Source organism: Reyranella sp. CPCC 100927 (assembly GCF_007859315.1).
Taxonomy (GTDB): Bacteria; Pseudomonadota; Alphaproteobacteria; order Reyranellales; family Reyranellaceae; genus Vineibacter.
In genome coordinates this window covers 1-25900 of sequence record NZ_VOHA01000025.1, presented here as the reverse complement: position 1 = coordinate 25900, position 25900 = coordinate 1, and the positions used below count along the sequence as shown (strand labels likewise).

At 66.3% G+C, this 25900-nt stretch carries 23 protein-coding genes and 1 pseudogene; 14 read left to right on the top strand and 10 right to left on the bottom strand.

Annotated elements, in window-relative coordinates; all coding sequences use genetic code 11:
• Positions 1–26 precede the first annotated feature (26 nt).
• The 7 genes from FQU96_RS35735 (at position 27) to FQU96_RS35705 (ending at position 7969) form a co-directional block, all read left to right on the top strand.
• Positions 27–1349, top strand: coding sequence for an aspartate aminotransferase family protein (locus FQU96_RS35735; protein ID WP_146546195.1), 1323 nt, complete (start codon positions 27–29; stop codon positions 1347–1349).
• Between the two features lie 142 nt (positions 1350–1491).
• Positions 1492–2544 (top strand): phosphotriesterase, encoded by a 1053-nt coding sequence (locus FQU96_RS35730; RefSeq protein ID WP_146546194.1) that lies wholly within the window; start codon positions 1492–1494, stop codon positions 2542–2544.
• A gap of 108 nt (positions 2545–2652) precedes the next feature.
• A complete protein-coding gene (locus FQU96_RS35725; RefSeq protein ID WP_146546193.1) occupies positions 2653–4233 on the top strand; it encodes an ABC transporter substrate-binding protein in 1581 nt (526 codons plus the stop codon).
• A 24-nt stretch (positions 4234–4257) separates the two neighbouring features.
• On the top strand, positions 4258–5190 hold the full coding sequence (locus FQU96_RS35720; protein ID WP_146546192.1) for an ABC transporter permease: 933 nt from the start codon (positions 4258–4260) through the stop codon (positions 5188–5190).
• Positions 5191–5194: 4 nt separating this feature from the next.
• Positions 5195–6016 carry an ABC transporter permease gene (locus FQU96_RS35715; protein ID WP_146546191.1) on the top strand — a complete coding sequence of 274 codons (822 nt, stop codon included), beginning with the start codon at positions 5195–5197 and terminating at the stop codon, positions 6014–6016.
• A complete protein-coding gene (locus FQU96_RS35710) occupies positions 6013–6990 on the top strand; it encodes an ABC transporter ATP-binding protein (protein WP_146546190.1) in 978 nt (325 codons plus the stop codon). Before FQU96_RS35715 ends, FQU96_RS35710 begins: the two co-directional genes overlap by 4 nt.
• A complete protein-coding gene (locus FQU96_RS35705; protein WP_146546189.1) occupies positions 6983–7969 on the top strand; it encodes an ABC transporter ATP-binding protein in 987 nt (328 codons plus the stop codon). The genes FQU96_RS35710 and FQU96_RS35705 overlap by 8 nt, the downstream gene beginning before the upstream one ends.
• Positions 7970–8100: 131 nt before the next feature.
• On the opposite strand, the gene FQU96_RS35700 is transcribed toward FQU96_RS35705, so the two are convergent.
• The 8 genes from FQU96_RS35700 to FQU96_RS35665 form a co-directional block, all read right to left on the bottom strand.
• Complete coding sequence (locus tag FQU96_RS35700; RefSeq protein WP_146546188.1) at positions 8101–10161, bottom strand: acetyl/propionyl/methylcrotonyl-CoA carboxylase subunit alpha; 2061 nt, start codon at positions 10159–10161, stop codon at positions 8101–8103.
• Positions 10162–10197: 36 nt separating this feature from the next.
• On the bottom strand, positions 10198–10665 hold the full coding sequence (locus FQU96_RS35695; protein ID WP_146546187.1) for a hypothetical protein: 468 nt from the start codon (positions 10663–10665) through the stop codon (positions 10198–10200).
• A 4-nt stretch (positions 10666–10669) separates the two neighbouring features.
• On the bottom strand, positions 10670–11140 hold the full coding sequence (locus tag FQU96_RS35690; RefSeq protein WP_146546186.1) for a hypothetical protein: 471 nt from the start codon (positions 11138–11140) through the stop codon (positions 10670–10672).
• Positions 11137–11928, bottom strand: coding sequence for an enoyl-CoA hydratase/isomerase family protein (locus tag FQU96_RS35685; RefSeq protein WP_146546185.1), 792 nt, complete (start codon positions 11926–11928; stop codon positions 11137–11139). Before FQU96_RS35685 ends, FQU96_RS35690 begins: the two co-directional genes overlap by 4 nt.
• A gap of 493 nt (positions 11929–12421) precedes the next feature.
• A complete protein-coding gene (locus tag FQU96_RS35680) occupies positions 12422–13249 on the bottom strand; it encodes an SDR family NAD(P)-dependent oxidoreductase (protein WP_146546184.1) in 828 nt (275 codons plus the stop codon).
• A 120-nt stretch (positions 13250–13369) separates the two neighbouring features.
• Positions 13370–13780: a MaoC family dehydratase gene (locus FQU96_RS35675; protein WP_146546183.1), complete on the bottom strand. Its 411-nt coding sequence runs from the start codon at positions 13778–13780 to the stop codon at positions 13370–13372.
• Positions 13777–14232, bottom strand: a complete 456-nt coding sequence (locus FQU96_RS35670) for a MaoC family dehydratase N-terminal domain-containing protein (protein WP_146546182.1) — start codon at positions 14230–14232, stop codon at positions 13777–13779. Before FQU96_RS35670 ends, FQU96_RS35675 begins: the two co-directional genes overlap by 4 nt.
• Before the next feature lie 8 nt (positions 14233–14240).
• A complete protein-coding gene (locus FQU96_RS35665; protein WP_146546181.1) occupies positions 14241–15425 on the bottom strand; it encodes a lipid-transfer protein in 1185 nt (394 codons plus the stop codon).
• A gap of 256 nt (positions 15426–15681) precedes the next feature.
• Between FQU96_RS35665 and FQU96_RS35660 the strand changes: the two genes are divergently transcribed.
• From FQU96_RS35660 to FQU96_RS35650, 3 genes are all read left to right on the top strand, one after another.
• Positions 15682–16365: a TetR/AcrR family transcriptional regulator gene (locus FQU96_RS35660; RefSeq protein ID WP_146546266.1), complete on the top strand. Its 684-nt coding sequence runs from the start codon at positions 15682–15684 to the stop codon at positions 16363–16365.
• Positions 16362–17918, top strand: coding sequence for a long-chain fatty acid--CoA ligase (locus FQU96_RS35655; RefSeq protein ID WP_146546180.1), 1557 nt, complete (start codon positions 16362–16364; stop codon positions 17916–17918). The genes FQU96_RS35660 and FQU96_RS35655 overlap by 4 nt, the downstream gene beginning before the upstream one ends.
• A gap of 467 nt (positions 17919–18385) precedes the next feature.
• Positions 18386–19369, top strand: a complete 984-nt coding sequence (locus FQU96_RS35650; RefSeq protein WP_146546179.1) for an alpha/beta fold hydrolase — start codon at positions 18386–18388, stop codon at positions 19367–19369.
• 452 nt (positions 19370–19821) lie between these two features.
• Here the strand turns inward: FQU96_RS35650 and FQU96_RS35645 are convergent, their stop codons facing one another.
• Positions 19822–20430, bottom strand: coding sequence for a hypothetical protein (locus FQU96_RS35645; protein ID WP_146546178.1), 609 nt, complete (start codon positions 20428–20430; stop codon positions 19822–19824).
• A gap of 178 nt (positions 20431–20608) precedes the next feature.
• Here FQU96_RS35645 and FQU96_RS35640 point away from each other — a divergent pair, with 178 nt between their 5' ends.
• From FQU96_RS35640 to FQU96_RS35625, 4 genes are all read left to right on the top strand, one after another.
• The gene (locus FQU96_RS35640) at positions 20609–20818 is read left to right on the top strand and encodes a hypothetical protein (RefSeq protein ID WP_146546177.1); all 210 of its coding nucleotides are present in this window, start codon (positions 20609–20611) and stop codon (positions 20816–20818) included.
• Between the two features lie 227 nt (positions 20819–21045).
• Positions 21046–22422 (top strand): alpha/beta fold hydrolase, encoded by a 1377-nt coding sequence (locus FQU96_RS35635; protein WP_178130966.1) that lies wholly within the window; start codon positions 21046–21048, stop codon positions 22420–22422.
• A gap of 229 nt (positions 22423–22651) precedes the next feature.
• Positions 22652–23410: an acetoacetate decarboxylase gene (locus tag FQU96_RS35630; RefSeq protein ID WP_146546175.1), complete on the top strand. Its 759-nt coding sequence runs from the start codon at positions 22652–22654 to the stop codon at positions 23408–23410.
• A gap of 52 nt (positions 23411–23462) precedes the next feature.
• A complete protein-coding gene (locus tag FQU96_RS35625) occupies positions 23463–24245 on the top strand; it encodes a 3-hydroxybutyrate dehydrogenase (protein ID WP_146546174.1) in 783 nt (260 codons plus the stop codon).
• Positions 24246–24802: 557 nt separating this feature from the next.
• Here FQU96_RS35625 and FQU96_RS42365 read toward each other — a convergent pair.
• Positions 24803–25900 (bottom strand): annotated as a pseudogene (locus FQU96_RS42365) (DUF4139 domain-containing protein); the annotation flags it as partial.

Here is a 25900-nt window from a genome sequence, read left to right as displayed (position 1 = left end):
CGCAAGATACCCAACAGGAGGGAACCATGAACGTCCAGGCGCGGATCAACGTCTCCCTGCAGGAGGCACTGCGCGAGACCGAGGAGCGCTACGTCGCCGCCAACCCCAAGAGCCGCGCACGCCAGGACGAGGCGGCGAAGTCGATGCCCGGCGGCAACACGCGCTCGGTGCTCTACTACAGCCCCTTCCCGGTGGCGATCGCGCGCGCCCAGGCCCAGACGCTGACCGACATCGACGGCCACAGCTACGTCGACTTTCTCGGCGAGTACACCGCCGGCCTTTACGGCCACTCGCATCCGGTGATCATGGATGCGATCGCGCGGGCCTCGCAGGACGGCATCGTGTTCGGCGGCCCCAACCGCGAGGAAGCCGAGCTGGCGCGCCTCATGTGTGCGCGCTTCCCGTCACTGGACCTGGTGCGCTTCACCAATTCCGGCACCGAGTCCAACCTGATGGCACTGGTCACGGCGCGGGCCCATACCGGCCGCAGCCATGTCATGGTGATGGAGGGCGGCTATCACGGTGGCGTGCTGACGTTCTATTACGGCCCCGATTTTCCGATCAACGCGCCCTTCCCCTTCATCATGGCGCACATCAATGACGTCGAGGGCACGCGCGCCATCATCCGCGGCAACGCCGACAAGCTCGCCGCCATCCTGATCGAGCCCATGATGGGATCCGGTGGCGGAATCCCCGCCACGATGGCCTATCTCCAGATGCTGCGCGACGAGGCGACGCGACACGGCATCGTACTGATCTTCGACGAGGTCATGACCTCGCGCATGTCCTCGGGCGGTCTGCAGAAGAAGCTCGGCATCACGCCCGACCTCACCACGTTCGGCAAGTATCTCGGCGGCGGCATGACGTTCGGCGCCTTCGGCGGCAAGCACGACCTGATGCGCCGTTACGATCCGGCGCAGCCCGATGCTTGGCCGCATGCCGGTACCTTCAACAACAACGTGCTGACCATGGCTGCCGGCGTCGCCGGGCTCACCAAGGTGTTCACGCCGGAAGCGGCCGACAAGCTCTACGACGACGGCGAGCGGCTGCGCGGCCGGCTCAATGAGATCGGCCGCAAGCACGGCGTGCCGCTGCAGGCAACCGGCGTCGGCTCGATCGTCGTGGTGCACTGGCAGTCGACACCGGTGAAGCAGCCGCACGACACCCAGAAGACGCCGATCGAGGCACGGGCGCTGTTCCACCTCAACATGCTGCAGCGCGGCTACTACGTCGCCCGCCGCGGCTTCATGGCATTGTCGCTGGTGCTGACCGATGCCAACCATGACGGGTTCGTCGCCGCCGTCGACGATTTCTGCGGCGCCTACCGCAACGTGCTGAAGGACCTTTGATGCCTGCTTTCGGACCGCGCGCAGCCTGCCCTGAGCTTGTCGAAGGGTCCACGCGCGCACTCGCCCGCAGCAGCAGCGGAGGGCGACTTTACGGGTGGTCGGCGCTGCACGCCGATGCGCGCGTGGACGCGCGCGGTCCAAAATGACCCGCCTCACCCGCGATGACCTGCGCGGCAAGGCGCAGACGGTTCTGGGCCCGGTCAATCCCACGGTCCTGGGCCGCACCCTGATGCATGAGCACGTGCTGTGCGACATCCGCCCGCCCAGCACCCGCACCGAAAACGATCTCGGGCCGGAGATCACGCTGGAGAATGTCTGGCAGCTGAACTACGGCCACGGCATCGCCCGCGCCGGCCGCAAGTACATGCTCGACCTCGAGGAGGTCGCGGTCCGTGAGCTCGACCTGATGAAGCAGGAAGGCGGCGACACCGTCGTCGAGCTGACCTGCGGCGGCCTGTCGCCCGACCCGGCCGGCCTGAAGCGCATCTCCGAAGGTACCGGCGTGCAGCTGGTGATGGGCTGCGGCTACTACGTCAATGACTACCAGGACCCGCGCAACCACGAGCGCACGGTGCACGACTTCGCCGCCGAGATCATCGACCAGGTGCAGGTCGGCGCCTGGGGTACCGACGTGCGCGCCGGCATGATCGGCGAGATCGGCTGCCAGGCGCCATGGACCGACCTGGAGAAGCGCGTGATGCGTGCCGCGCTGCTGGCAATGAAGGAAACCGGCGCGGCGCTCAACGTGCATCCCGGCCGCCATGAGGATCAGCCGCAGGAGGTCGCCGACTTCATCCAGGCTGCGGGCTATCCCACCGAGCGCGTCGTCATCAGTCACATCGATCGCACTGTTTTCGACGTCGATCGCCTGCTGCGGCTAGCCGACACCGGCGTCACGCTCGAGTTCGACCTGTTCGGGCAGGAGAGCGCCTACTACGGACTCTCCGACATCGACATGCCCAACGATGCGACCCGGCTGAAGCTCATTCGAGCGCTGATCGATCACGGCCACCTCGAGCGCGTCGTGATCAGCCATGACATCTGCTACCGCACACGGCTGTCGGTGTTCGGTGGCCATGGCTACGGCCACATCTTCCGCAACGTCGTGCCCATGATGCGCCGCCGCGGCTACAGCGAAGACGAGCTCGACGCCATCCTGGTGCACAACCCTCGCCGCCTGCTGACCTTCATCTGAGGTGCCCTCGCTGTTGGCATGCATCTTGCGCCGGTTGCGCTGTCGTTCGGTTTCAAGCTACGGTCCGCCCTAAGCTGTCACTACGTACGGCGCATCCGGAGGGAGCAGATGAGGAAGCTTGCTTGCATGGCGGCCGCGCTGGCGGTCTTCGCACTGGGACAGGCGGAGGCCCAGACGCCGCGAAAAGGCGGGACCATTCGCTTTTCGGCGCCCTACGCCGCCAGTCTGAACAGTCTCGACATCCACACGACGCCACGCGCCCAGGACGACATCATCGGTAAGGCGCTCAACCGCTCGCTCTACAGCTGGGATTCAGCGGCGGGCAAGGTGGTGCTGGAGTTGGCCAAAGACGTCGCCATCTCCGAGGATGGCCTCGTCTACGTCTACAAGCTGCGCGACGATGTCTACTTCCACAACGGCCGCAAGATGACGGCAGACGACGTCATCTGGTCCTACACCCGCATCATGGACGGCAGCCGGGGCTTTCCCGGTGCGCGCTACATCCGGGTGATCAAGGGTGCCGTTGACGTCGAGAAGAACCAGGCCAAGACGATCAGCGGCCTGCGCAAGATCGACGACTTCACCCTGGAGATGACGCTCACCGACAAGATCGAGCCGGGCTACTACCTGTTCCACGGCACGACCGCCATCCTGCCGAAGGAGGAGGAAAGCCGCCTCACCAGCCACCCTGTCGGCCTGGGGCCATTCAAGTTCGTCGAGCATATCCCGGGCGCGCGCGTCGTGGCTGAGCGCTGGGAGAAATTCTACAAGCCGGGCAAACCCTATGCCGATCGCTTCGTGCTGCTGATGATGCCCGAAGCGGCAGCTCGTGACCTGGCCTTCCGCTCCAAGGAAATCGACACCTCGGTGCTGGGTCCGGCACAATATGTGGTCTATCGCAACGATCCGGAGCTTTCCAAGGGCATCCTCGAAGTCGCCGAGATGTTCACCCGCTCCATGCAGTTCAACCCGGCGTACAAACCGTTCAGCGACAAGCGCGTGCGGCAGGCAATCAACTATGCCGTCGACACCGACCTGATCATCAAGCGGCTGGTCAAGGACAAGGCCTACCGCGCCACCAGCTGGCTGCCGTCGGCGTCGTCGGCCTTCGACAAGTCGACGAAGCCCTACCCCTACGATCCGGAGAAGGCCAAGAAGCTGCTGGCCGAGGCCGGCTATCCCAATGGCTTCGAGTTCGAGATCAGCACCAGTGCCAACGAAAGCTGGGGTTTGCCGATCGTCGAGGCGATGATCCCGATGCTGGCCAAGGTCGGCATCAAGATGAAGCCCAAGATGGTCGAGGTCACGGTGCTGACCGAGGTCGCCATGAAAGGCGAGCACCAGGCCTTCATCGGCTCGAGCCTGACCGGCCCCGATTCGCTGGCGACCCTGTTGTGCTACTACTCCAAGACACCGCGCACAGCCTGCAACTACACCAGCTTCAACGATCCGGCGTACGACAAACTGATCGACGAGGCGAAGCAAGCCGTTGACCCGGCCAAGCGCAACGACTTGCTGCGCCAGGCCAACAACCTCCTCTTCGAAGCCGCACCGGTCTGGTTCTTCAACTACAACAAGGCGGTCATGGCCTACCAGCCGTGGATCCACGGGCTGCAGGCCAACGCGACGGAACTGGCGCACCAGTACGTCGAGGACGTCTGGATCGACGAGCGGTCGCCGGCCAAGTAGTCCTGCTGCACCGGGTCGCGCTCGATGCTGGCCGTCCTCCTGCGCCGACTGTTGAACATCATCCCGACAGTCGGCGCGGTCATCCTCGTCATCTTCGTCCTCTTCAGCGTCATCCCCGGCAGCTTCACGTCGACCGGCGCCGAAGACGGCCGCATGCTCGATCCGCAGGTGATGGAGCGCATGCGCAAGGAGATGGGGCTGGATGATCCCCTTCTCGAGCGTTTTGGCCGCTACGTCGGCCATACGCTGGTCGGCGATCTCGGCAAGTCGTTCCGCACCCGCGAACCTGTCACCAAACTGATCGCCGACCGCCTCTGGCCGTCGCTGAAGCTGGCGATCGCCGCTATGTGCTTCGCCATCCTGGTCGGCGTGCCGCTGGGGTTCATCGCCGCCCTCAAGCCGGGCAGTGTCGTCGATTCGGTATCGATGATCGGTGCCGTCTCGGGCCTGTCGCTGCCGCAGTTCTGGCTCGGCCTGATGCTGATGTACCTGTTCGGCCTGCTGCTGGGCTGGCTGCCCAGTTTCGGCTATGGCGACGGCGGCCCGCGCTACCTGATCCTGCCGGCGCTGGCGCTGGGCTTCAATCCGATGGCCCTGCTGGCGCGCACCACGCGGGCCGCGGTGCTCGACGTGCTCAACGCCGATTTCGTGCGCACCGCCCGCTCCAAGGGCATGGCCGAGACGCGGGTTGTCACCTGGCACGTGATGCGCAACGCGCTGGTGCTGGTGATCACCACCATCGGCCTGCAGTTCGGCTCGCTGATGGGCGCCGCGGTCGTGGTCGAGAAGCTGTTCTCCTGGCCCGGCCTGGGCTCGCTGCTGGTCGACTCGGTGTTCCAGCGCGACATCCCCGCCGTCCAGGGCTGCATCCTGGTGATCGTGCTCTTCTTCCTCGTCATCAACACGCTGGTCGATCTCGCCTATGCCGTGATCGATCCGCGCATCCGCTACGCGTGATGTCATGAAGTTCCGGGCCAACCTCTATATCGGCGGCGCCTTCTTCGCGACCGCGGTCATCGTCGGCGTGCTGGCGCCGGTGATCGCCACGCATGATCCTGTCTTCGACGCCAACCTGATGAACGCCGAGCTCCCGCCGAGCTGGGAGTATCCGTTCGGCACTGACGCGCAGGGTCGTGACATCTACTCGCGCGTCGTGCATGGCGCGCGCATCTCGCTCACCGTCGGCCTGGTCGCGCAGTGCATCAACAGCATCATCGGCGTCACCCTGGGCCTGACCGCCGGCTACTGGGGCGGCTGGTGGGATGACCTGGTGAGCGGCCTCACCAACCTGATGCTGGCGATCCCGTCCTTGATCTTCGCGCTCGCCATCATGGCAATCCTCGGTCCCGGCCTGGTCAGCCTGCTGATCGCGCTGGGCCTGACCAGCTGGTCCTATTCCTGTCGCCTGGCCCGCGCCCAGGTGCTGTCGCTGAAATCGCAGGGCTACATCCAGGCCGCGCGCATCCTGGGCTATAGCGACCTGCGCATCATGTTCACGCAGTTGCTGCCCAACATCCTGGGGCCGCTGATCGTGATCGCAACCCTGGGCGCCGGCGGCTCGATCCTGGCCGAAGCGGCGCTGTCGTTCCTTGGGCTGGGCATCCGCCCGCCCTATCCAAGCTGGGGCAGCATGCTCTCGGATGCGCGCGAGCAGATCACGACGGCACCGTGGCTGTCGATCTTCCCGGGCCTCGCCATCTTCATCAGCGTGCTGGGCCTGAACCTGCTGGGTGATGGCCTGCGCGACATCCTCGACCCGCAATCGCGCGAGCGCACGTCATGAGCGCGCCGCTGCTGGATGTCGAGAACCTGCGCATCTCGCTCAGCCAGGGCGGCAAGTCCTATGGCGCCGTCGAGGACGTCTCCTTCTCCATTGCGTCGGGCGAGACGCTGGGGTTGGTGGGCGAATCCGGTTGTGGCAAGAGCATCACGGCGCTGGCGGTGATGGGCCTGCTGCGCCCGCCCTTGTCGCTGGGCGGCGGGCGCATCACGCTCGATGGCGGCGACATCCACAACCTGCCGCCGGCCAAGCTGCGGCAGCTGCGCGGCAAGCGCATCGCGATGATCTTCCAGGAGCCGATGACGGCGCTCAATCCGCTGTCGACGGTGGGCCGCCAGATCGCCGAGATGTTCGTGCTGCACACCGGTGCCAACTGGAGCGAGGCTACCGACCGCGCCGTGGAGGCCCTGCGCCAGGTGCAGGTGCCGTCGCCCGAGCGCCGCGTGAAGGACTTTCCGCACCAGCTGTCGGGCGGCATGCGCCAGCGCGTGATGATCGCGATCGCGCTCGCCTGCAGTCCCGACCTGCTGATCGCCGACGAGCCGACGACGGCGCTCGACGTCACCGTGCAGGCCGAAATCGTCGATCTGATGCAGGAGCTGTGCGCCGCCAAGGGCACGGCGATCCTGATGATCTCGCACGACCTGGGGTTGGTCGCCAACATGTGCCGCCGCGTGGCGGTGATGTATGCCGGCCGCATCGTCGAGCAGCAGGCGGCCGCCGACATCTTCGAACGCCCGCAGCATCCCTACACCCGTGGACTGATCGCGTCGCTGCCCCGCCTGGGCGCGCGCATCGTGCACGGCCGCCAGCGGTTGCAGGAGATCAGCGGCGTGGTGCCGGCGATCACCGCCTTCCCGACCGGCTGCCGTTTCAGCCCGCGCTGCCAGCGCGCCACCGGCGTCTGCCAGTCCGACGATCCACAGCCCACGCCGCTGCCCGAGAACGGCCTCGTCCGGTGCCATCACCATGGCTGAGACCGACAAGACGCCCCTGCTGGCGATCGACGACCTTGCCGTGCACTACCCGCTCGGCGGCGGCTTCTCGGGCCCCAAGCGCGTGCTGAAGGCCGTCGACGGCGTGGCGCTCACCGTCAATCCCGGCGAGTGCCTGGGGCTGGTTGGCGAATCGGGCTGCGGCAAATCCACCCTGGCGATGACGATCATGGGCCTCGTCACGCCGACCCGTGGCCACATCCGCATCGCCGACCAGGAGATCAGCGCCACCAACAAGGCCAACCACATGCACCTGGCCCAGACGGTGCAGATGGTGTTCCAGGATCCCTACGCCTCGCTCAACCCGCGCCAGACCGTGCGCCGTACCCTGACCGACCCGCTGCGGCTGCACGGCATCGGCAACAGGACCGAGATCGAGCATCGCGTCGCCGACATCATGGCCAAGGTCGGCCTGCGTCCCGAACAGGCCGACCGCTACCCGCACGAATTCTCCGGCGGCCAGCGCCAGCGCATCGGCATCGCCCGCGCGCTGATCCTGCGCCCGCGCCTGGTGCTGTGCGACGAGCCGGTATCGGCGCTCGACGTCTCGATCCGGGCCCAGATCATCAACCTGCTGCTGGAACTCAAGGACGATCTCGGCCTGTCCTACATCATGATCTCGCATGACCTGGGCGTGGTCGAGCACGTCAGCGACCGCGTCGCGGTGATGTACCTGGGCCGCATCGTCGAAAGCGGCGGCTGGCGCGAGATCTTCGAGGATCCGCGCCACCCCTACACGCGCGCGCTGATCGCGGCGATCCCCGATGCCTTCCGCCGCCGCGCCGTGGCCGGCCAGAAGGCCCGCGGCGAAATCCCGAGCGCGCTGGCCCCGCCGCCGGGTTGCCACTTCCACACCCGTTGCCCGCTGGTGGCCGACCAGTGCCGCTCGGACGCGCCGGTGCTGGAAGACGTCACCACCGGCCACCGCGCCGCCTGCCACTTCCGCAACCGCGCGGCGTAGGTGTCTGCCGAAGGTGAGTCGCAGCTGTCATCCCGAGCGCAGCGAGGGATCTTGTACGAACGGCACACCCTGCCTCACTCATAGAAGATCCCTCGCTACGCTCGGGATGACAGTCTAGCTCACCAGGAGGCTTATTCCGCGGCCTCGAATTCGACGAGGTCGGCGCCGTCCGGGACTTGGTCGCCCGGGGCGTAGAGCAGGCGCTTGACCGTGCCGTCCGACGGCGCCACCAGCGTGTGCTCCATCTTCATCGCTTCCAGCACGACCACCGGCTGGCCGCGGCTCACGCTTTCGCCGGCTTTGACCTTGAAGTCGATGATCTTGCCCGGCATCGGCGCCTTGAGCCCGCCGCCGGGCGCACCAGCCGCTTCCGCAGCCGACACGTCGCGCGGGTCGACCAGCCGCAAGGTGCGACCGCCGACGCTGCCGTCGGCGAACACGACGTAGTCGACACCGCCATCGTTGGCGACGTTGCGCACCACGCGCGCCGACGTCACGGCTTCGCCCAGGGTGGCGCGGAAGCTGCCGTCGCGCGCCAGGGTGGCGCCGGCATCCAGGACGGCATTGCCGATCTCGATGCGGCAGTCGACGGCATAGGCGCCGGCCGCCGAACCGGCGGCGCCGCGACGGTAGTGCACCATCACCGGCACGTCGCGCTCGGCATCCTTCCAGCGCACCTCGTCACGACCGGCTCCGTTGAGCCGCCAGCCGTCGACGCTGTGCCAGGGCGACGTCGGCTCGGCGGATGCCGCGGCGCGGTCGGCCGCGTCGCGGCGCCACTCCAGCAGGCGTGCGAGAGTGGCCAGCGCCAGCACGCGCGTATCGGCAGCCTCGGCCTTGGGAAGCACCACGGCCTTGTGACGCTCGATGAAACCAGTGTCGACCTCGCCCGCGGCGAAAGCCGGATGCGCCGCGATGCGCGCCAGCAACGCGGTGTTGGTGCGCACGCCCACCACCTCGGTCTCGGCCAGCGCCCGCTGCAGGCGGCGCAGCGCCGCAGCGCGGTCGGGGCCGTGCACGATGATCTTGGCGATCATCGGATCGTAGTATGGCGTCACCGCATCGCCCTGGCGCACGCCGGTATCGACGCGCGCGCCACTGCCGCGGCGCGGCAGCGCCAGGTGCTTGAGCGTGCCCACCGACGGCAGGAAGTTGCGCGACGGATCCTCGGCGTAGAGCCGCACCTCGAAGGCATGGCCATCGATGGCGAGCTGGTCCTGGGTGAGCGGCATCGCCTCACCGCACGCCACCCGCAGCTGCCACTCCACCAGATCCTGGCCGGTGATCATCTCGGTGACGGGATGCTCGACCTGCAGGCGGGTGTTCATCTCCATGAAGTAGAAATCGCCCGACTCGTCGGCGATGAACTCCACGGTGCCGGCGCCGACATAGCCGATGGCGCGGGCCGCCGCGACCGCCGCCTCACCCATCGCCTTGCGCCGCTCGACGGTCATGCCCGGCGCCGGCGCTTCCTCGATCACCTTCTGGTGGCGGCGCTGGATCGAGCAGTCGCGCTCGAAGAGGTAGAGGCAGTGGCCGTGGGTGTCGCCGAAGACCTGCACCTCGATATGGCGCGGCCGGGTCAGGTACTTCTCGACCAGCACATGGTCGTCGGCGAAGGCGGCCTTGGCCTCGCGCTTGGCGCCGGCCAGCGCCTCGGCGAACTTGGCGGCGCTCTCGACCACGCGCATGCCCTTGCCACCGCCGCCCGCCGACGCCTTGATCAGCACCGGATAGCCGATGCGATCGGCCTCGCGCGCCAGCAGCTCGGGCGACTGGTCATCGCCGTGGTAGCCCGGCACCAGCGGCACCTTGGCCGCTTCCATCAGCTTCTTGGCCTCGCTCTTGGAGCCCATGGCACGGATCGCCGACGGCGGCGGGCCGATGAAGACGATGCCGGCCGCGGCGCAGGCGTCGGCGAAGCCGGCGTTCTCCGACAGGAAGCCGTAGCCCGGGTGGATGCCCTCGGCGCCGGTCGCCTGGGCGGCCGCGATCAGCCGGTCGGCGACCAGGTAGCTCTCGCGCGCCGGCGACGGCCCGATATGCACCGCCTCGTCGGCCATCGCGACATGACGCGCGTCGCGGTCGGCGTCGGAATAGACCGCCACCGTGCGCACGCCCAGCCGCCGCGCCGTCTTGATCACGCGACAGGCGATTTCACCACGGTTGGCGATGAGGATCTTGCTGAACATGCGCCCCTTCCCGACTTCGATCTTGCCTGACCCTTGTCACGGACACGGCCGCTTGGCAATCGGTGCCGAAGCCGCCGACGTCGCGTAGCGTTCGCCATCGGCCACGACCTCCCGGCCATAGGCCGACAGCGTCTTGCCGTCGCTCTCGTACAGCCGTCCGCACACCGCGTCCTTGCCGTTCTTGTTAACAAGATCCAGCAACAGGGCGCGCCTGCCCTCGAAATGCGTGGTGATGTCGGCGGCCCATGTCGCGGCCTTGGAATCGGCCCTGAAACAGTCGGCGACCTTGCGTGTCGCCGCATCGCGCAGCACCAGGGCGGCGGCCACGTTGCCGGTGCCGCACAGGCTGGCATAGACCGAGAGATCCACGGCCCGATCGACGGCGCTCGATACGTCCTGGCCGAAGAGCGACAGGGGATCAAGATCGGAGGCGGGAACCGGGGAGGTCTGGGCCTGGGCGCCCGTGACCACCAGCGCTGCCAGCGCGCCGTAGATCGCTTTCATCACCTCAATCCTTCGCCGGACATGGCAGGCGGCTGATCCGCTCGCGGCCGGCATCGGTGGCGAGCTGGGTGCCCATCTGCAGCGCCGTGGCCACCTCGACCTGCAGATCGGGGCTGCGATAGAGCGCACACACCGTTTCCTTGCCGCGGCGCTCGGCCGTCACCGCGGCGTTCGTCAGCATGCTGTCAAAGGCGGCATCCATCTGCTCTGCAATCTCCTTCAGCCGCGAGTCCGTCGCGAGGCACTGGCGCACCCGGTCGCCGATCAGCTTGCGGATGTCATGGCCGATCTTTTCATCGCCGCCGCAGACGCGTGCCTGGATCACCATCTGGCCGGCAGCAAAGGCGACGGCACCAACACTTTCGGCGAACTCCTCGACGGCCGGGCTGGGCGCGGTTTGCGCGACCGCAAGACCAAGCGTCGCCCCGGTCCCGAGCAACCCGACCGCAAGAGCGATCGCCAGGACACCTCTCATCGCACCCACCGCGGCTTGCGCTTGGCGAGGAACGCGGACATGCCCTCGCGCGCTTCGTCGGTGACGCACTGGGCCGCAACGTTGTCCGCCACCAGGTCGACCACGGCGGCGGCCGCCGGCATCGCGTCGATGGATGTGACCAGGCGCTTGATCAGGGCCTGCACATCGGGCGCGCCCAGGGTCAGCTCGCGGGCCAGCGCCGCCACCTCGGCGTCGAGCTGCTCGGGCGCCACGACACGATCGACCAGCCCGATCGCCAGCGCCTCGCGCGCGGGAAAGACGCCGCCATGCATTAGCAGCTGCCGCGCGCGGCGCGGCCCCACCGCCTGGATCAGCACCGCAATCGCGATGCCTGCCAGCAGGCCGTTGCGCACCGAGGTCAGGCCGAAGCGCGCGGCCTCGGCAGCAACGGCATAGTCGCAGGCCAGCATGACGCCGATGCCGCCGCCCACCGCGGCGCCCTGCACCCGCGCGATCGTCGGCTTGGGCAGGTCATAGATCGCCTGCACCACCTCGGTCATCACCCGGGCACCCTGCTGGCGCTCGGCCGCGCTGAGGCCGGGCCAGGTCAGCACCCAGTTGAAGTCGCCACCGGCCGAGAAGGCCGGGCCGTCGGCGGCGAACACCACCACGCGCACCGCGGGGTCGCGGGCGACGGCGGCCACGGCGTCGAGGATGGCCTGGGCGGTCGCGCCGTCGAAAGCGTTCATCGCCCGGGGACGGTTCAACGTGATGGTCGCGATCCCGTCAGCGACCGACTGCAGGACCGGCGCGGTGTTGTCGTTCATCGTTCTGGTCCGCGCCCTCTTGTCCCTGGATCGTCATCCTAGGGTGTAGCAGCGGCCAAAGCGAGATGTCATGGCAGAATGGGCAGATACGGCCAGAAATTCACTTTCTGCTTTCATTCCAAGGGACTATCGGACGGCACGCAGGGCGGCAGATGATGGCCAGCTGCGGCCAGTTAAGGCCAGAAAGTCCGGCCGCCGATCACGCCGCCTCCGCCCCGCGGCGGCATGTTCCCGGATGCAAGGTGCCGCCAGGCAGAAGCGCCCACGCTCGCCCCATATATCCGACGGGACCGCCACAGTCAATAGAATTGTAGTTATGTCTTTCTACCCAAGGTATAAAACCAGACCGACGTGTCGCACCCTGGATGGAAGGAAACGCGACGCTGCTTCCCCTCACCGCTCAATTGGGGGCGCGGGCGTCTCACCCGCATCAAGGCGCGCACTTTGCTTTCGGCCCGGCATGAGCGGGCCGGAGGGCCCGCGCTCCCAGGACTCAGAGGATGAGGCCGCCGCCGCAGACGACGACCTGGCCGCTGATGTAATTGGATTCCGGGCTGCAGAACAGGTAGACCGAATCCGCCGCTTCCTCGGGCGTGCCGCCGCGGCCGAGCGGAATCATCCGTCCCATGGCCTCGAGCATCTGCGGCTGTACGCCCACCTTGATGTCGCGGCCGGCAACGTCGATGGTCTTCTGCTGCTTTTCGATCGGCTGGGTCAGGCGGGTGTTGATCAGGCCGAACGCGACGCAGTTGACGTTGACCTTGTAGCGGCCCCACTCCTTGCACAGGGTGCGGGTGAGGCCGATCAGAGAGGCCTTCGCCGCCGAATAGCTCGCCTGACCGGCATTGCCGTACAGCCCGGCGATGGACGAGATGTTGACCACCTTGCGGAAGACCTCGCGACCCTCTTCCGCCTCCTTCTTCGCCATGATCCGGATCGGCTCGGCCGCGGCGCGCAGGATGCGGAACGGCGCCACCAGATGCACGTCCAGCATCGCCTGGAACTGCTCGTCGGTCATCTTCTGGATGGTGGCGTCCCAGGTGTAGCCGGCATTGTTGACCACGATATCGAGGCCGCCGAACCGCTCCATCGCCGCGCCGACGAAACGATCGGGAAAGCCAGCCTCCGACACGCTGCCGTTGACGGCGACCGCCTGGCCGCCGGCGGCCACGATCTCCGCCGCCACCGCATCGCCCGGCGCAGCGTCAAGGTCGTTGACCACGACCTTGGCGCCCTCGCTGGCGAGCTTGAGTGCGATGGCGCGGCCGATGCCGCGTCCCGAACCGGTGACGAGCGCGACTTTTCCAGTAAGCTTGGTCATGATGTTCCCCTCGTTCCAAGTTTCGATTGTTCCTGGGAGCGCGGGCGTCTCGCCCGCATCACGGCGAGGGCACGCTTTCGCCTGACATGAGCGGGCGGGACGCCCGCGCTCCCAGGTGCTCTAGATCGCCACCACCGCCTCGCCGGCGAGCTTGACCTGGCCGGTCTCGTCGCGCGCGGTGAGCGTCAGGCGGGCGCGGCGCTCGCCGTCATGCTCGCTCAGTTCGGCGACATGGCCCTCGCAGGTCAGCTGGGCGCCGAGCTGGGTGATGGCGGCGAAGCGGGTCGAGAAGGCGCGGATCTGCGACGGCGGCACCGCGTCCGTCAGTGCCTGGCCGAGATAGCCCATGACCAGCATGCCGTGGCTGAACACATCCGGAAATCCAGCCTTGCGGGCGAAATCGCTGTCGACATGGATCGGGTTGTGATCACCCGACGCGCCGCAATAGAGCGCCAGCCGGTGTCGGCTGATCGGCGGGAAGCTCTTGTGCACGACACGGTCGCCCACCGCGGCATTGGCGAGTACGCTCATGCGGCGCCTCCGTTGCGCACCACGATCGTGCGGGTGGTGTCGGCGACATGCACGCCGTGCTGGTTGACGACCGCGGTCTCGACCTCGATCAAGGTCATGGCGCCGCCCTTTTTGTCCGTGACGCTCTTCACCTGCGGCCGGAAGGTCAACGTGTCGCCGACCACAACGGGCGCGTGGTAGGTAAAGCTCTGCTCGCCGTGCAACACGCGGGCGATATCGATGTCGAGCGCGGTCAGAAACTCGAACGGCGTGTCCGCGTCCATCATCTCCAGGCAGAACAGGTAGGTCGGCGGCACCGGTACGCCGGCATAGCCGCCGGCCCGGGCCGCCGCGGGGTCGCGATAGACCGGATTGGTCTCGCCCAACGTGTTGAAGAAGTAACGCAGGCGTCCCGGCTCAACATGGGCCGTGACCGGGGTGAAGCGGCGTCCGACGACGGATTGATCGACCACGGCGGACCTCAGGCGTGCTCGTAGAGCGTGACGACGCAGGCGCCGCCCAGGCCGAGATTGTGCTGAAGCGCCAGCCGCACACCTTCGACCTGGGTCCCCTCCGCAGCCCCGCGCAGCTGCCGTGTGAGTTCGTAGCATTGCGCCAGGCCGGTGGCGCCCAGCGGATGGCCCTTCGACAGCAACCCGCCGGACGGATTGGTGACAATGCGGCCGCCGTAGGTGTTGTCGCCCGCGTCGATGAATTGCGCCGCGCCGCCCTCGGGACAGAGCCCGAGCGCCTCGTAGGTGATCAGCTCGTTCTGGGCGAAACAGTCGTGCAGCTCGACCACATCGATGTCGTCGGGCCCGACGCCGGCGGCCTCGTAGACCTTGCTGGCCGCGGCGCGGGTCATGTCGTAGCCGACCAGCTGCATCATATCGCCGGTGCCGAAGGTCGACGGCGTGTCGGTGGTCATCGCCTGGGCTGCGATGCGGACGTCGCGACGCAGGCCATGCTTGGCGGCAAATGTCTCCGACACCAGGATCGCGGCCGCGCCGCCGCAGGTCGGCGGGCAGGCCATCAGGCGGGTCATCACGCCCGGCCAGATCACCTGGTCGTTCATGACGTCGTCGGCCGTCACCTCCTTGCGGAACAGCGCCAGCGGATTGTTCTTGGCGTGTCGGCTGGCCTTGGCGCGCACCTTGGCGAAGGCGGTCAGCGGCGTGCCGTGCTTCTGCATGTGGCTGAGGCCGGCGCCGCCGAAATAGCGCAGCGCCAGCGGGATCCCGGCGGCATCCACCAGCTTGTCGGCGGCGGCATCGAAGTCGTCGAAGGCGCTCGGACGGTCGGTATAGACCGATCCCAAAGCGCCGGGCTTCATCTGTTCGAAGCCGAGTGCCAGCACGCAGTCCGCCGCGCCCGAGGCGATCGCCTGACGCGCCATGTAGAGCGCGGTCGAGCCGGTGGAACAGTTGTTGTTGACGTTGATGATCGGGATGCCGGTCATCCCCACCGGATAGAGCGCGCGCTGGCCGCAGGTGGAGTCGCCGTAGACATAGCCGACATAGGCCTGCTGGATCGCCGTGTAGTCGAGGCCGGCGTCGGCCAGCGCGCGCCGCGCCGCCTCCGCTCCCATCTCGTGGTACGGCGCGCTGGCACCGGGCTTGGCGAACGGGATCATGCCGACCCCGGCGACGTGGACATGCGCTGACATCCGACACCTCCCAAAAATGACCCACTGGACTTTATCTTACCAGTCGGTAATATATTGGCCGACATCGGGAGTCAATGCATCGCCACGTTGGGTTGCTGCGGAGGTGGAGATTGGTTTCAAGGGCAATTGCACTTGATCCAAGGCGGTACGATCAAACGCTGGGCGCGCGCCCAGCGTGGGTTGCTCCGGCTTGAGCCAACACCCGCGGGCCAGATGTGATAGCCCCGCCCCCAAACGCCAAGCAAAGATCACCGAGATGGATGCCCGCTCTACTGAAACCTCGCCTTGGCTGCCGTTCGAAAGCCGCCGCCGGGCCCGCGACGAGAAGCGCGAGGCGGTACTGCGCACGGCGGTCCAGCTGTTTTTGGAACTCGGTTACCACCGGGCCACGCTGAACGAGGTGGCCGAGCGGCTGAACATCACAAAACCCGCGCTCTACAACTATTTCCGGGGCAAGGACGAGATCCTGTTCGAATGCTGGGCGCTGGGCCAGGAGCGCGTCGATGAGGTCATCGCCGCGATCAACGCCGGGGGCGGCAGCGGGCTCGACAAGCTGCGCCATCTGATCCGTGCCTATGCCGCGCAGATGGCCACGGATTTCGGTGCCAGCCTGGTGCGCTTCGACGTCCGCGACCTCAATGCCGAGCACCGCGCGATCGTCCTGGCGGCCAAGCGGTCCATCGACCGCACGTTTCGCCGCTATATCGCCGACGGCATCGCCGACAGCTCGATCACACCTTGCGATCCGAAAATGACGGCCTTCGCCATTGCCGGCGCACTGAACTGGATCGGCCACTGGTACGAGCGCGGCGGCGCCCTGTCGCCCCAGGCCATCGCGGATGAATTCTCGATTCGGTTGACCGAAGGCATCGTCGGCACCGCGGCCAGGAAGCGGCGCGCCAGGCGCGCGCCGACGACAACAGGAGGAAAACAACGATGAACATCACGCACGGCCTCAGGCGCGCATTGCAGATCAATCCCCACGGCCTGGCCGTCGTCTGCGGCGAGCGGCGGCGCACCTGGGGCGAGATCGGCGAGCGCGTGGCGCGGCTGGCCGGCGCATTGCAGGCGCTGGGCATCTCAGGCGGCGATCGCGTCGCGATCCTGTCGATGAACTCCGACCGCTATCTCGAGCTGTACCTCGCCGCCGGCTGGGCCGGCGGCGTGATCGTGCCCCTCAACATCCGCTGGAGCGCGGTCGAGAACGAGGATGCCCTGCGCGATTGCCGCGCCACGGTGCTGTTCGTCGACAAGGCGTTTGCCGCGGTCGGCGCGACGCTGGCACAGGCGATCCCTACCCTGCGGCTGGTCCATGCCGATGACAGCGAGGCGCCCGCCGGCATGGATGACTACGAGGCGCTGATCGCCCGCAGCGCAGCGGTCCCCGACGCGATGCGCGATGGCGCCGACCTTGCCGGCATCTTCTATACCGGCGGCACCACCGGCCGGTCCAAGGGCGTGATGCTCAGCCATACCAACCTGATGGCCAATGCGCTGAACGCCTTGGGCGAAGGGCTGTTTCCCGGCACCGCGACCTATCTGCACGCCGCGCCGATGTTCCACCTCGCCAATGGTGCGGCGATGTACTCGCTGCTGCTCAGCGGCGGCAGCAACGTCATCATCCAGGGCTTCACGCCCGAGGGCGTGATGGCGGCCATGCAGCGCGACCGGGTCACCGACGTCCTGCTGGTGCCGACCATGATCCAGATGCTGATCGATCATCCGGCGCTTCCCAACTATGACCTGTCCTCGCTGAAGACCATCGCCTACGGCGCCTCGCCGATCAGCGAGGCGATGCTGGATCGCGCCATGCAGGCGCTGCCGCATGTGCACTTCATCCAGGCCTACGGCATGACCGAGCTGGCGCCGATCGCGACGCTGTTGCATTGGAACGAGCATATCGGCGAGGGCCGCGCCAAGGGGCGGCATCGCGGCGCCGGCCGCGCCACGCTGGGCTGCGAGGTGCGCATCGTCGACGCCGACGACAAGCCCGTCCCGCGCGGCACCGTCGGCGAGATCGTGGTGCGCGGCGACAACGTGATGATGGGCTACTGGGAGCGACCGGAAGAAACCGCGCGCGCCGTCATCGACGGCTGGATGCACACCGGCGACGGCGGCTACATGGATGATGACGGCTTCATCTATGTGGTCGACCGGGTCAAGGACATGATCATCACCGGCGGCGAGAACGTCTATTCGGTCGAGGTCGAGAACGCGATCGCCCAGCACCCGGCGGTGGCGCAATGCGCGGTGATCGGCATTCCGAGTGACCGCTGGGGCGAGCAGGTCCACGCCGTGGTAGTGACCAAGAGCGGCGCCACCGTCACCGAGGCCGAGCTGATCGCGTTCTGCAAGCCGCTCATCGCCGGCTACAAGTGCCCGCGCAGCGCCGACATCAGCTACAAACCGCTGCCGCTGTCCGGCGCCGGCAAGATCCTGAAGCGCGAACTGCGCCTTCCCTTCTGGGACAACCGCGAGCGGCGGGTGAGGTAGTCCGGGCGGCGCGAACGGGTGCTCGCGCTCCCAGAGCGTCGGTTCGCGCACTGCAGAGCGTTGGAGTGATTGATCGCGGGAGCGGCCGCCGGGGACTCTTCCGGCGCAGGACGACACGCATGCGCCAGCCGAAATGCGTTTCGACAATCCGCCAAGGCCGCTGACGTTTGGTCTTGCGGAAGCGATACCAGGATTCGAGGGACACTTTCCGCACTTGCGCATGGTTCCTCGAAAACCGAAGCCGCAATGCCGGCCATGGTGGCCCCGACACACATTGGTAAGTTCCGCTTGAGCTCGAGACCGTTCTCGGTGCTGGTTCTTGCGCCGTGAGTCAGCAACTGCCGCTCGGTGGGCAGGCCTATTGCACACGACCAAGTGATGAACGAGGACAGCGCGCAGCCGTGTCCATCCCCTGATGCTGCGTACCTGACCGAACCGGTTCGGCCTCTGCGCGCGGGAGATGAACGATGAGAACAACGATCGACGCGCGTTGCGCCCGAAGAGTCGTACTCTGTCTGTCAATCATCATTGGGCTGGCGTTGGCATCGTCCGGTCATGCCGAAGACAACAATCTGCCACCCAAGACCTTCTATCGATTCTCGACTGTCGCCGGGCACAAGGTCTTCTATCGCGAAGCAGGTGATCCGAAACAGCCGACGATCGTGCTGTTACACGGCTATCCTTCGTCTTCCCACACCTATCGAGAACTGATCCCTCTGCTTTCAGCACGCTACCACATCGTCGCACCAGACTACCTTGGTTCCGGCTACAGCGACCGGCCTGACCCCGATCAATTCATGTATTCGTTCGATAAGCTGACGGATTACGTCGAAGGTCTTCTCGCCAACCTGATGATCGGCCGTTACACGCTATACATGCAGGATTTCGGCGCGCCCGTGGGCTTCCGGCTTCTGACCCGGCAGCCGCGGCGCGTTGACGCCATCATTGCTCAGAACGCCAACGCCTATCTGGATGGGTTGACGCAGAACCGACAGGCGTTCTTTCGCAGCGCGCATGACGATCGCAGCCCGGCGCGGATCGCAGCCCTTCATGAGTTTGTCAGCAAGGATGCGATCATCAACAGACAGTACCTGCGCGACGTTCCCACGGACAAACGCGACATCATGAGCCCCGACGCCTGGACGCACGACCTCGCCTTTCTCGATTCGGACAAGGCACGCAAGGTTCAGGTCCAGCTGTTTCAGGATTACCAGACCAACATCGACCTGTATCCTACGTGGCAGGCGACCATGCGCATGCATCGCTTCCCGGCCTTGATCGTGTGGGGCGAACGGGATCCCGCCTTCATCGCCGCTGGCGCCAGGGCCTACCTGAGAGACCTGCCGGATGCAGAGCTCCATCTCCTGGACGCTGGACATTTCGCCGTCGAGGAGCGTGCGAGTGAGATCGCACGCTTGATCTTGCAGTTCAAGGCGCGGCATCGGCGGTAGGTGCCGCAGCTCTCGAATTCGGCAGCCGTCCGCCAATCACCACACGCGCTATCGCCCCAGCTCCATCACGAGCGCGGTGAGTTCCCCACCGGCTACGCCGGTCACAAGGAACGAAACGGCATATGTCTTCGCTGGGAGCGCGCCACTCCAGTGGCGCACTGGCCCGAAGGGCCAGCTCATGATTTGGCGCTGCGCGCACAGGCGAAAGCTAGCTTCGCCGGAAATGCGCCACTGGAATGGCGTGCTCCCAGCGAAGACGTACCGTTTCCTTTCAGTTCCCACCGACTACGCCAACCACAGGATCGTGCACTGTCGTGCGGACAGACGCCGGTGGCGCGCGACTCCGTCACACGTCTTCGTCCGGATCGACACAGGAAGCGCCATAGAGTGGCGCGCCGCCAGCGTGTGATCGAACCACCGTCGCCAGTTTCCTTTCACGTCAGCCTGCATCGTCACAGTCCATCCTTGTCATTCCCCGCCCACCCACCGGGTATCAGACCGCCCAATCGCGGTGGCTTGTAATACGTGGAGGGATATCGGCGTTGCCAACAGATCTTGCCCGTTGGATCGTATTTCAGCGTCAGCCCTTCGTAGGAGTCGATCTTGCCATAGGGAAGACGGTCACCCTTCGGCCCTGCTTGAAGCTCTGTCGAGACGATGACGAAACAGCCGGCCTGTTTCGCCATCTCTGAGCAAAAAATATTGCCGTCACGATACCACGTAACGCTGATGCCGCCTACGGAAGAGGTCCTTTCGTCGATCTTTGCTGCCTCGCATGCTGTGATCCAAATATTGTCGACAAGGCCGCGCCACTTGGAGAACAATGCTCCAGTGCCTCCACCGAATCCCTGGCCGATCAGAAGGACCCCGGGTTCGCCATGGCAATTGATCACAATGTTTTTCAATTTTCCACCAGGTGCGGTGCGCGCGACCTGTGCAACCCATCCTACAATGTGCTCCGACGGCGCGCCCTCCTTCACATCCCACGTGTTCCACATCCGCACTCTGCCAGGTGCGCCATGACCGTTGAGGGCCATCGCGGGTTGTTCAATGTCGATCATGCGTTCGCATTTCCCTTCGGATGCCAATGAAGCGGTCAACGCCGCACGCCTCGGGCTATTCCGGGTGCTTGATCAAAGTCACCGTGACGTTGTCGTGATTGCCTTCGCGTATGATGGTGGAATAATCGCCGGGGGTCGGCGTCTCCCGGCGTCACGATCAAAACCCGCGAGACGTTCCGTGAAAAAAGCAGCCTTTGCCTCAGCGTGCGCCGTCGCCGCCCTTCTCGTGGCCAGCCCGGCTTTCGCCGGTCCGACCGCCGACAAGGCGAACGCCCGCACCCATCCGATCGCCAAGGGTGATATCGGCGCGATCATGGCGGCCTACACCACGACGGTAGCGTCGCGCTGGGTCGGCGGCCCGCTGGATGGCACGTATGGGTCATGCTAACGATCTCGCTCCTCGGCGACATGCAAATCCTGCGCGACGGGGCGCCGATTGAACTTCCGCGGTCGCGCAAGACCCGGGCCCTTGTGGCTTTTCTTGCTGCCACAGGGCGGGCGCACCGCCGCGAGCAGCTATGCGCACTGCTATGGGATGACGCCGACGATCCCCGCGCCTCGCTGCGCTGGAGCTTGAGCCAGATCCGTGGCTTGACGGCCGGGAGCGAACGGCCCTTGGCCGTCACCGAACACGACAGTGTTGCCTTCGATTCGCAGAGCGCCGCGGTCGATCTGACATTGGTGCGTCGCCTCCAGATTGCCGGCCTGGAATCGGCGTCGATCGGCCAGCTGCAACAAGCGGCGGCGTTTTTCCGTGGGCCATTCCTGGACGGTCTCGATCTGCCGGAAAATCCCGCCTTTCAGTCATGGCGTGTAGCCGAACGCGAAGATGCGCGACGGCTACACGTGAAGCTGCGCGCCATGCTGGCGGATCGCCTGGTAACGGCTTCCGACGAGGCCCTGTCGAACGCGCGCGAGCTGGTGAAAATCGATCCTCAGAGCGAGGATGCCTGGAGCCGGCTGATCACGCTGTTGCTGGCGATGGGCCGTCGCCAAGAAGCGCAGCAGCAATACGAGACGGCCAATCGGTCGTTGCATGTGGTCGGTGGACCCGTCGGACCACTGGTCGAGGCCTGGGGCGCGGCCACGGCACCGGTGGCTGCTAAACCTCCTGTTGCCGAGGACATCGCCCTGGCGCCGCCGTCGCCGCAGGCGCAGGCGACCCGATTCTGCGTCGCGTCCGATGGCGTGGCGATTGCCTATGGCAGAACAGGCAGCGGCCCGCCCCTGGTGTGGGTCGCCAACTGGATCATGCATCTGCAGAACGACGAGCTGAGCCCCGTGTGGAGACATTGGGTGCGCGCCCTGGCGCGGGACAATCGCCTGGTGCGCTACGACCAACGCGGCAACGGTATGTCGGACTGGAATGCCGGCGATTTCTCCTTCGATACCCTCGTGACCGATCTGGAAGCCGTCATCGACGCGGCCGGCGAGCGACGGTTTGCCATGCTGGCGGTCTCGCAGGGCTGCGCCGCGGCGGTTACCTACGCTGCCCTGTATCCAGAACGCGTCAGCCGCCTCGTTCTGCTGGGCGGCTTTACCCGCGGTTGGATGCTGCGGGCGGCCGATGACGCCGAACGCCGTCGCGCGATGGGAGTCCTGTTGGAACACGATTGGGACCGGGACAATCCGGCCGTGCGCCAGATGTTCACGACGCTTCTGGTGCCGGACGCGACGCCGGCGCAAAAGCAGCGCCTGAACGACCTGCTGCGCCTGGCCATCTCGGCCGACAATATCGCGCGCATCCACCGCGTCTTTGGCCGGGTCGACATCCGCAGCCAGCTGGCGGCTGTGCGTTGTCCCACGCTGGTTCTGCATGCCCGCAACGACGCCATCGTTCCGTTCGACGAGGGCCGGAGCCTTGCTGCCGGCATCGCTGATGCGCGCTTCGTCGCACTCGATAGCCGCAACCATATCCTGCTGGAAAACGAACCGGCTTGGCCACGCTTCCTGAACGAGGTCCGTGCGTTCCTGGCTAGCGACCGACTCTGATCCGATGGCTGCGCGGCCGATCAAGGACGTCGCGCGTTCGGTGCAGGCTTGCTGACTGACGACCAGTGCGACAACGTCTTCTCCATCAGCCGTACCGCCAGCGGTTGCGGTCCGATGAGGGCAGGCCTGAGCATCAGCGCGGCAGAAGGCCGCGCCCGGGGGCATGACAACTTCCCGTCAGGAATGGCTCCCACATGCCGGTCAGGTCGCTGACAGGAGTCGTTTGCCGATGAAGCTTGCCGATGTCAGGCGCAAGGCGTTCACCATGCCGCTCAACAACCCGGCGTACCCGCGGGGACCGTATCGCTTCTACAATCGGGAATTCATCGTCATCAGCTATCGGACCGACCCGGACCTCTTGCGCGCGGCGGTACCGGAGCCGTTGGAGGTCGTGGGCGATAGCGTCAACTACGAGTTCATCCGCATGCCCGACTCCACGGGCTTCGGCGACTACACCGAGAGCGGCCAGGTGATCCCGGTCCGCTTCAAGGGCGCCGACGGCGTGGTGCAGGATGGCGGCTATGTGCACGCCATGTACCTGGACGATGACGCGCCGATCGCCGGCGGCCGCGAGATCTGGGGCTTCCCCAAGAAGCTTGCCACGCCGAAGGTCACGCATGAGAGCGAGGCGCTGGTGTGCACCCTGCACTACGGGTCCGTTCTCTGCGCCAGCGCCACCATGGGCTACAAGCACCGCGCGCTGGATCCGGCGCCGGTGCTGAAGAGCCTGGCCAAGCCCAATTTCATGATCAAGATCGTGCCGCACGTGGACTGCACGCCGCGCATCTGCGAGCTGGTGCGCTATTACACCGAGGACGTGACCGTCAAGGGTGCCTGGACCGGCCCGGCGGCGCTGCAGCTGTTCGATCATGCCCTGTGCGACGTGGCGCGCCTGCCCGTGCGCGAGGTCGTCTCGGCCAGCCACTTCGTCACCGACCTGACATTAGGCCTGGGTACGGTGGTGTTCGACTACCTCGCCGCGACCTGACGCCCGCGCTCCCAGGACCCCTCTCCACCCCGCAGACTGAAAGGAATCCCGCATGTCCCGCTTCGACGGAAAGGTCGCCATCATCACCGGAGCCGCCAGCGGCATCGGCAAGGAGATCGCCCTGCGCTTCGCCGCCGAGGGCGGCATCCCCGTGATCGCCGACCTCAACCTCGAGGCCGCCACCGCGACGGCGAGCGAGATCAAGGGCAAAGGCAGCGACGCCCTGGCCATCGCCATGAACGTGGTCGACGAGGACGCGGTGAACAAAGGCGTCGCCGACGTAATGGCGAAATACGGCCGCATCGACGTGCTGGTCAGCAACGCCGGCATCCAGATCGTGAAGCCGGTGGTGGATTTCGCCTTCGCCGACTGGAAGAAGATGCTGGCGATCCACCTCGATGGCGCCTTCCTCACCACCAAAGCCTGCCTGAAGCCCATGTATGCCGCCAAATCGGGCAGCATCGTCTACATGGGATCGGTCCATTCCAAGGAAGCCTCGAAGTTGAAAGCGCCCTACGTGACGGCCAAGCACGGCCTGATCGGGCTGTGCAAGGTGGTGGCTAAGGAAGGCGCCGAGTTCAACGTGCGGGCCAACGTGGTCTGCCCCGGTTTCGTGCGTACGCCGCTGGTCGACAAGCAGATCCCCGAGCAGGCCAAGGAGCTTGGCATCAGCGAGGCCGACGTCATCAAGAACGTGATGCTGAAGGAAACGGTGGACGGGCAGTTCACCACCACCGACGACGTCGCCGACGCCGTGCTGTTCTTCGCCGGCGCCCGCAGCAATGCGCTGACCGGCCAATCCATGGTGGTGAGCCACGGCTGGTTCATGCAGTAGGCGATCCCACCGAGCGACAGAATACACGCTGGGGGCGCGCCACTCTGTGGCGCGTCATGCTCAAGAGCATTTCACGCTTTGGTCGACGCGTGTTTGGGGTTGCAGGCCACTGTCGTCCTGAGCGCAGCGAAGGACCTTGCGGCGGACGGTCCAAAGAAATTGCGGCGCTGGTGATCATCAGCGTCGCCTATGCCGATATCAGCACCGCAAGGTCCTTCGCTGCGCTCAGAGGCTGTGATCTTATTGCCTCGCGCTGTCATTCCGAGCGTAGCGAGGAATCTTTCAGCAGTTTTCCGCGCCGTTCGCGGCCGAAAAGATCCCTCGCTACGCTCGGGATGACAGGCGTGGGCTCAAAAAATCACAGGCTGTCAGGACGACGGCAGCGGCGATTCCATCGAACGATGAAACGCTCCCGTGCACGACTTCGGTACCTTGCCGCGCGCCGCACGCATGACGCGCCACGGAGTGGCGCGCCCCCAGCGTGTGATCATACCGCCGGGGCCATATAAGATGGCCCGGCCCCTCCGGGGGCTCGAGCCAAGCACCCGCGGAGAGCCCTATCCTAGCGTCTTGATGTAGGCCTCGAGTGCCGTGCGGGCAGCGTCGACGGCTTTCTCCGCCTCGGCGCGCTCCTTGGCGATCGTTTCCAGTTCGGTCTCCTGCTTGTCGAGCGTGGCGAGGTACCGGCGGCTCAGATCGGAATTGCCCGGCACACTCCTGAGGTTCTCACGGATGCGCTGCTGCTCCTGCACGATCGCGTCGCGCCGACCCTCGCGCTGGCGCAGGTCCTGCTGGGCTTTCGCGACGGCGGCCTGAAGCTCGATGATGCGGGCAAGCGCGGCGCGGGTCTTCTCGTCGAACTCCTGGGCCCGGGCATAGAACGCAATGCGCTCGGGATCGATCTTGAGAAGCTGCACCGACTCGAGCGCCGTGTGCTCCTGCACGACCTCGAAGGTCTGCGTCTCGCCGCCCTTCAGCTCGAACGGCACGCGGTACTTGCCCTCGATCTGGCCGACATCCTTGCCCTCGACCTTCATCAGCTTCCAGCCCGACAGACGCGGCGTCTCGACCAGCAGCTGACGGCTCTCGCGCGCCGGGGACTTGACCCTGTAGGTCACGGTCTGGCGTTGCAGCACCTCGGTGCGCAGCACGCCCTGCAGGATGCTGCCTTTGAGCAGACTGCCCTTGCGGTCGGTTTCGGTCTCGATCGTGATCTTCTGATCGAGCGCATAGCTGAGCAGCCGGTTTTCGCCCGGCGGCAGGGCCGACAGCCGCGCGTCGCCGACATAGGCCACCATGCCGGCGCCGTCGCGCTCGTAGAGGGTGATGACGCCGGGCGGCAGGCCGGTGTTGCCGTCGTTCTGCAGGCGCACCGAGGCCAGCGGATGGCGCGGATGGGTCTCGGGCTGGTAGAGGGCCTGGCGCTTCACCGGCACCTCGCCGTTGATGATCGGCACCGACAGGGTACGGCCGTTGGCGACGCTGACGGCGTTGGGGAACCGGAACAGCACCTGGGTCAGCGACTCCTGAGCGGCCACCTGCTCGGCCGGCGCCGCCACCGCGGGCGGCGCGGCGTAGCTCTCGGCCATCTGCGGCCCGGCGCGCGAATCAGCGCGTGGCGCCGGCCGCCGCAACTGGTCCGCCGGCGCCGGGGC

What these genes read in the sequence shown, in the direction of transcription:
- FQU96_RS35730 (WP_146546194.1), top strand. Translation starts at nt 1,492, where the DNA reads ATGACCCGCCTCACCCGCGATGACCTGCGCGGCAAGGCGCAGACGGTT.
- FQU96_RS35700 (WP_146546188.1), bottom strand. Translation starts at nt 10,161, where the DNA reads ATGTTCAGCAAGATCCTCATCGCCAACCGTGGTGAAATCGCCTGTCGC.
- FQU96_RS35685 (WP_146546185.1), bottom strand. Translation starts at nt 11,928, where the DNA reads ATGAACGACAACACCGCGCCGGTCCTGCAGTCGGTCGCTGACGGGATC.
- FQU96_RS35625 (WP_146546174.1), top strand. Translation starts at nt 23,463, where the DNA reads ATGTCCCGCTTCGACGGAAAGGTCGCCATCATCACCGGAGCCGCCAGC.
- FQU96_RS35650 (WP_146546179.1), top strand. Translation starts at nt 18,386, where the DNA reads ATGAGAACAACGATCGACGCGCGTTGCGCCCGAAGAGTCGTACTCTGT.
- FQU96_RS35660 (WP_146546266.1), top strand. Translation starts at nt 15,682, where the DNA reads ATGGATGCCCGCTCTACTGAAACCTCGCCTTGGCTGCCGTTCGAAAGC.
- FQU96_RS35710 (WP_146546190.1), top strand. Translation starts at nt 6,013, where the DNA reads ATGAGCGCGCCGCTGCTGGATGTCGAGAACCTGCGCATCTCGCTCAGC.
- FQU96_RS35645 (WP_146546178.1), bottom strand. Translation starts at nt 20,430, where the DNA reads ATGATCGACATTGAACAACCCGCGATGGCCCTCAACGGTCATGGCGCA.
- FQU96_RS35630 (WP_146546175.1), top strand. Translation starts at nt 22,652, where the DNA reads ATGAAGCTTGCCGATGTCAGGCGCAAGGCGTTCACCATGCCGCTCAAC.
- FQU96_RS35680 (WP_146546184.1), bottom strand. Translation starts at nt 13,249, where the DNA reads ATGACCAAGCTTACTGGAAAAGTCGCGCTCGTCACCGGTTCGGGACGC.
- FQU96_RS35655 (WP_146546180.1), top strand. Translation starts at nt 16,362, where the DNA reads ATGAACATCACGCACGGCCTCAGGCGCGCATTGCAGATCAATCCCCAC.
- FQU96_RS35725 (WP_146546193.1), top strand. Translation starts at nt 2,653, where the DNA reads ATGAGGAAGCTTGCTTGCATGGCGGCCGCGCTGGCGGTCTTCGCACTG.
- FQU96_RS35715 (WP_146546191.1), top strand. Translation starts at nt 5,195, where the DNA reads ATGAAGTTCCGGGCCAACCTCTATATCGGCGGCGCCTTCTTCGCGACC.
- FQU96_RS35735 (WP_146546195.1), top strand. Translation starts at nt 27, where the DNA reads ATGAACGTCCAGGCGCGGATCAACGTCTCCCTGCAGGAGGCACTGCGC.
- FQU96_RS35720 (WP_146546192.1), top strand. Translation starts at nt 4,258, where the DNA reads ATGCTGGCCGTCCTCCTGCGCCGACTGTTGAACATCATCCCGACAGTC.
- FQU96_RS35665 (WP_146546181.1), bottom strand. Translation starts at nt 15,425, where the DNA reads ATGTCAGCGCATGTCCACGTCGCCGGGGTCGGCATGATCCCGTTCGCC.
- FQU96_RS35695 (WP_146546187.1), bottom strand. Translation starts at nt 10,665, where the DNA reads ATGAAAGCGATCTACGGCGCGCTGGCAGCGCTGGTGGTCACGGGCGCC.
- FQU96_RS35690 (WP_146546186.1), bottom strand. Translation starts at nt 11,140, where the DNA reads ATGAGAGGTGTCCTGGCGATCGCTCTTGCGGTCGGGTTGCTCGGGACC.
- FQU96_RS35705 (WP_146546189.1), top strand. Translation starts at nt 6,983, where the DNA reads ATGGCTGAGACCGACAAGACGCCCCTGCTGGCGATCGACGACCTTGCC.
- FQU96_RS35675 (WP_146546183.1), bottom strand. Translation starts at nt 13,780, where the DNA reads ATGAGCGTACTCGCCAATGCCGCGGTGGGCGACCGTGTCGTGCACAAG.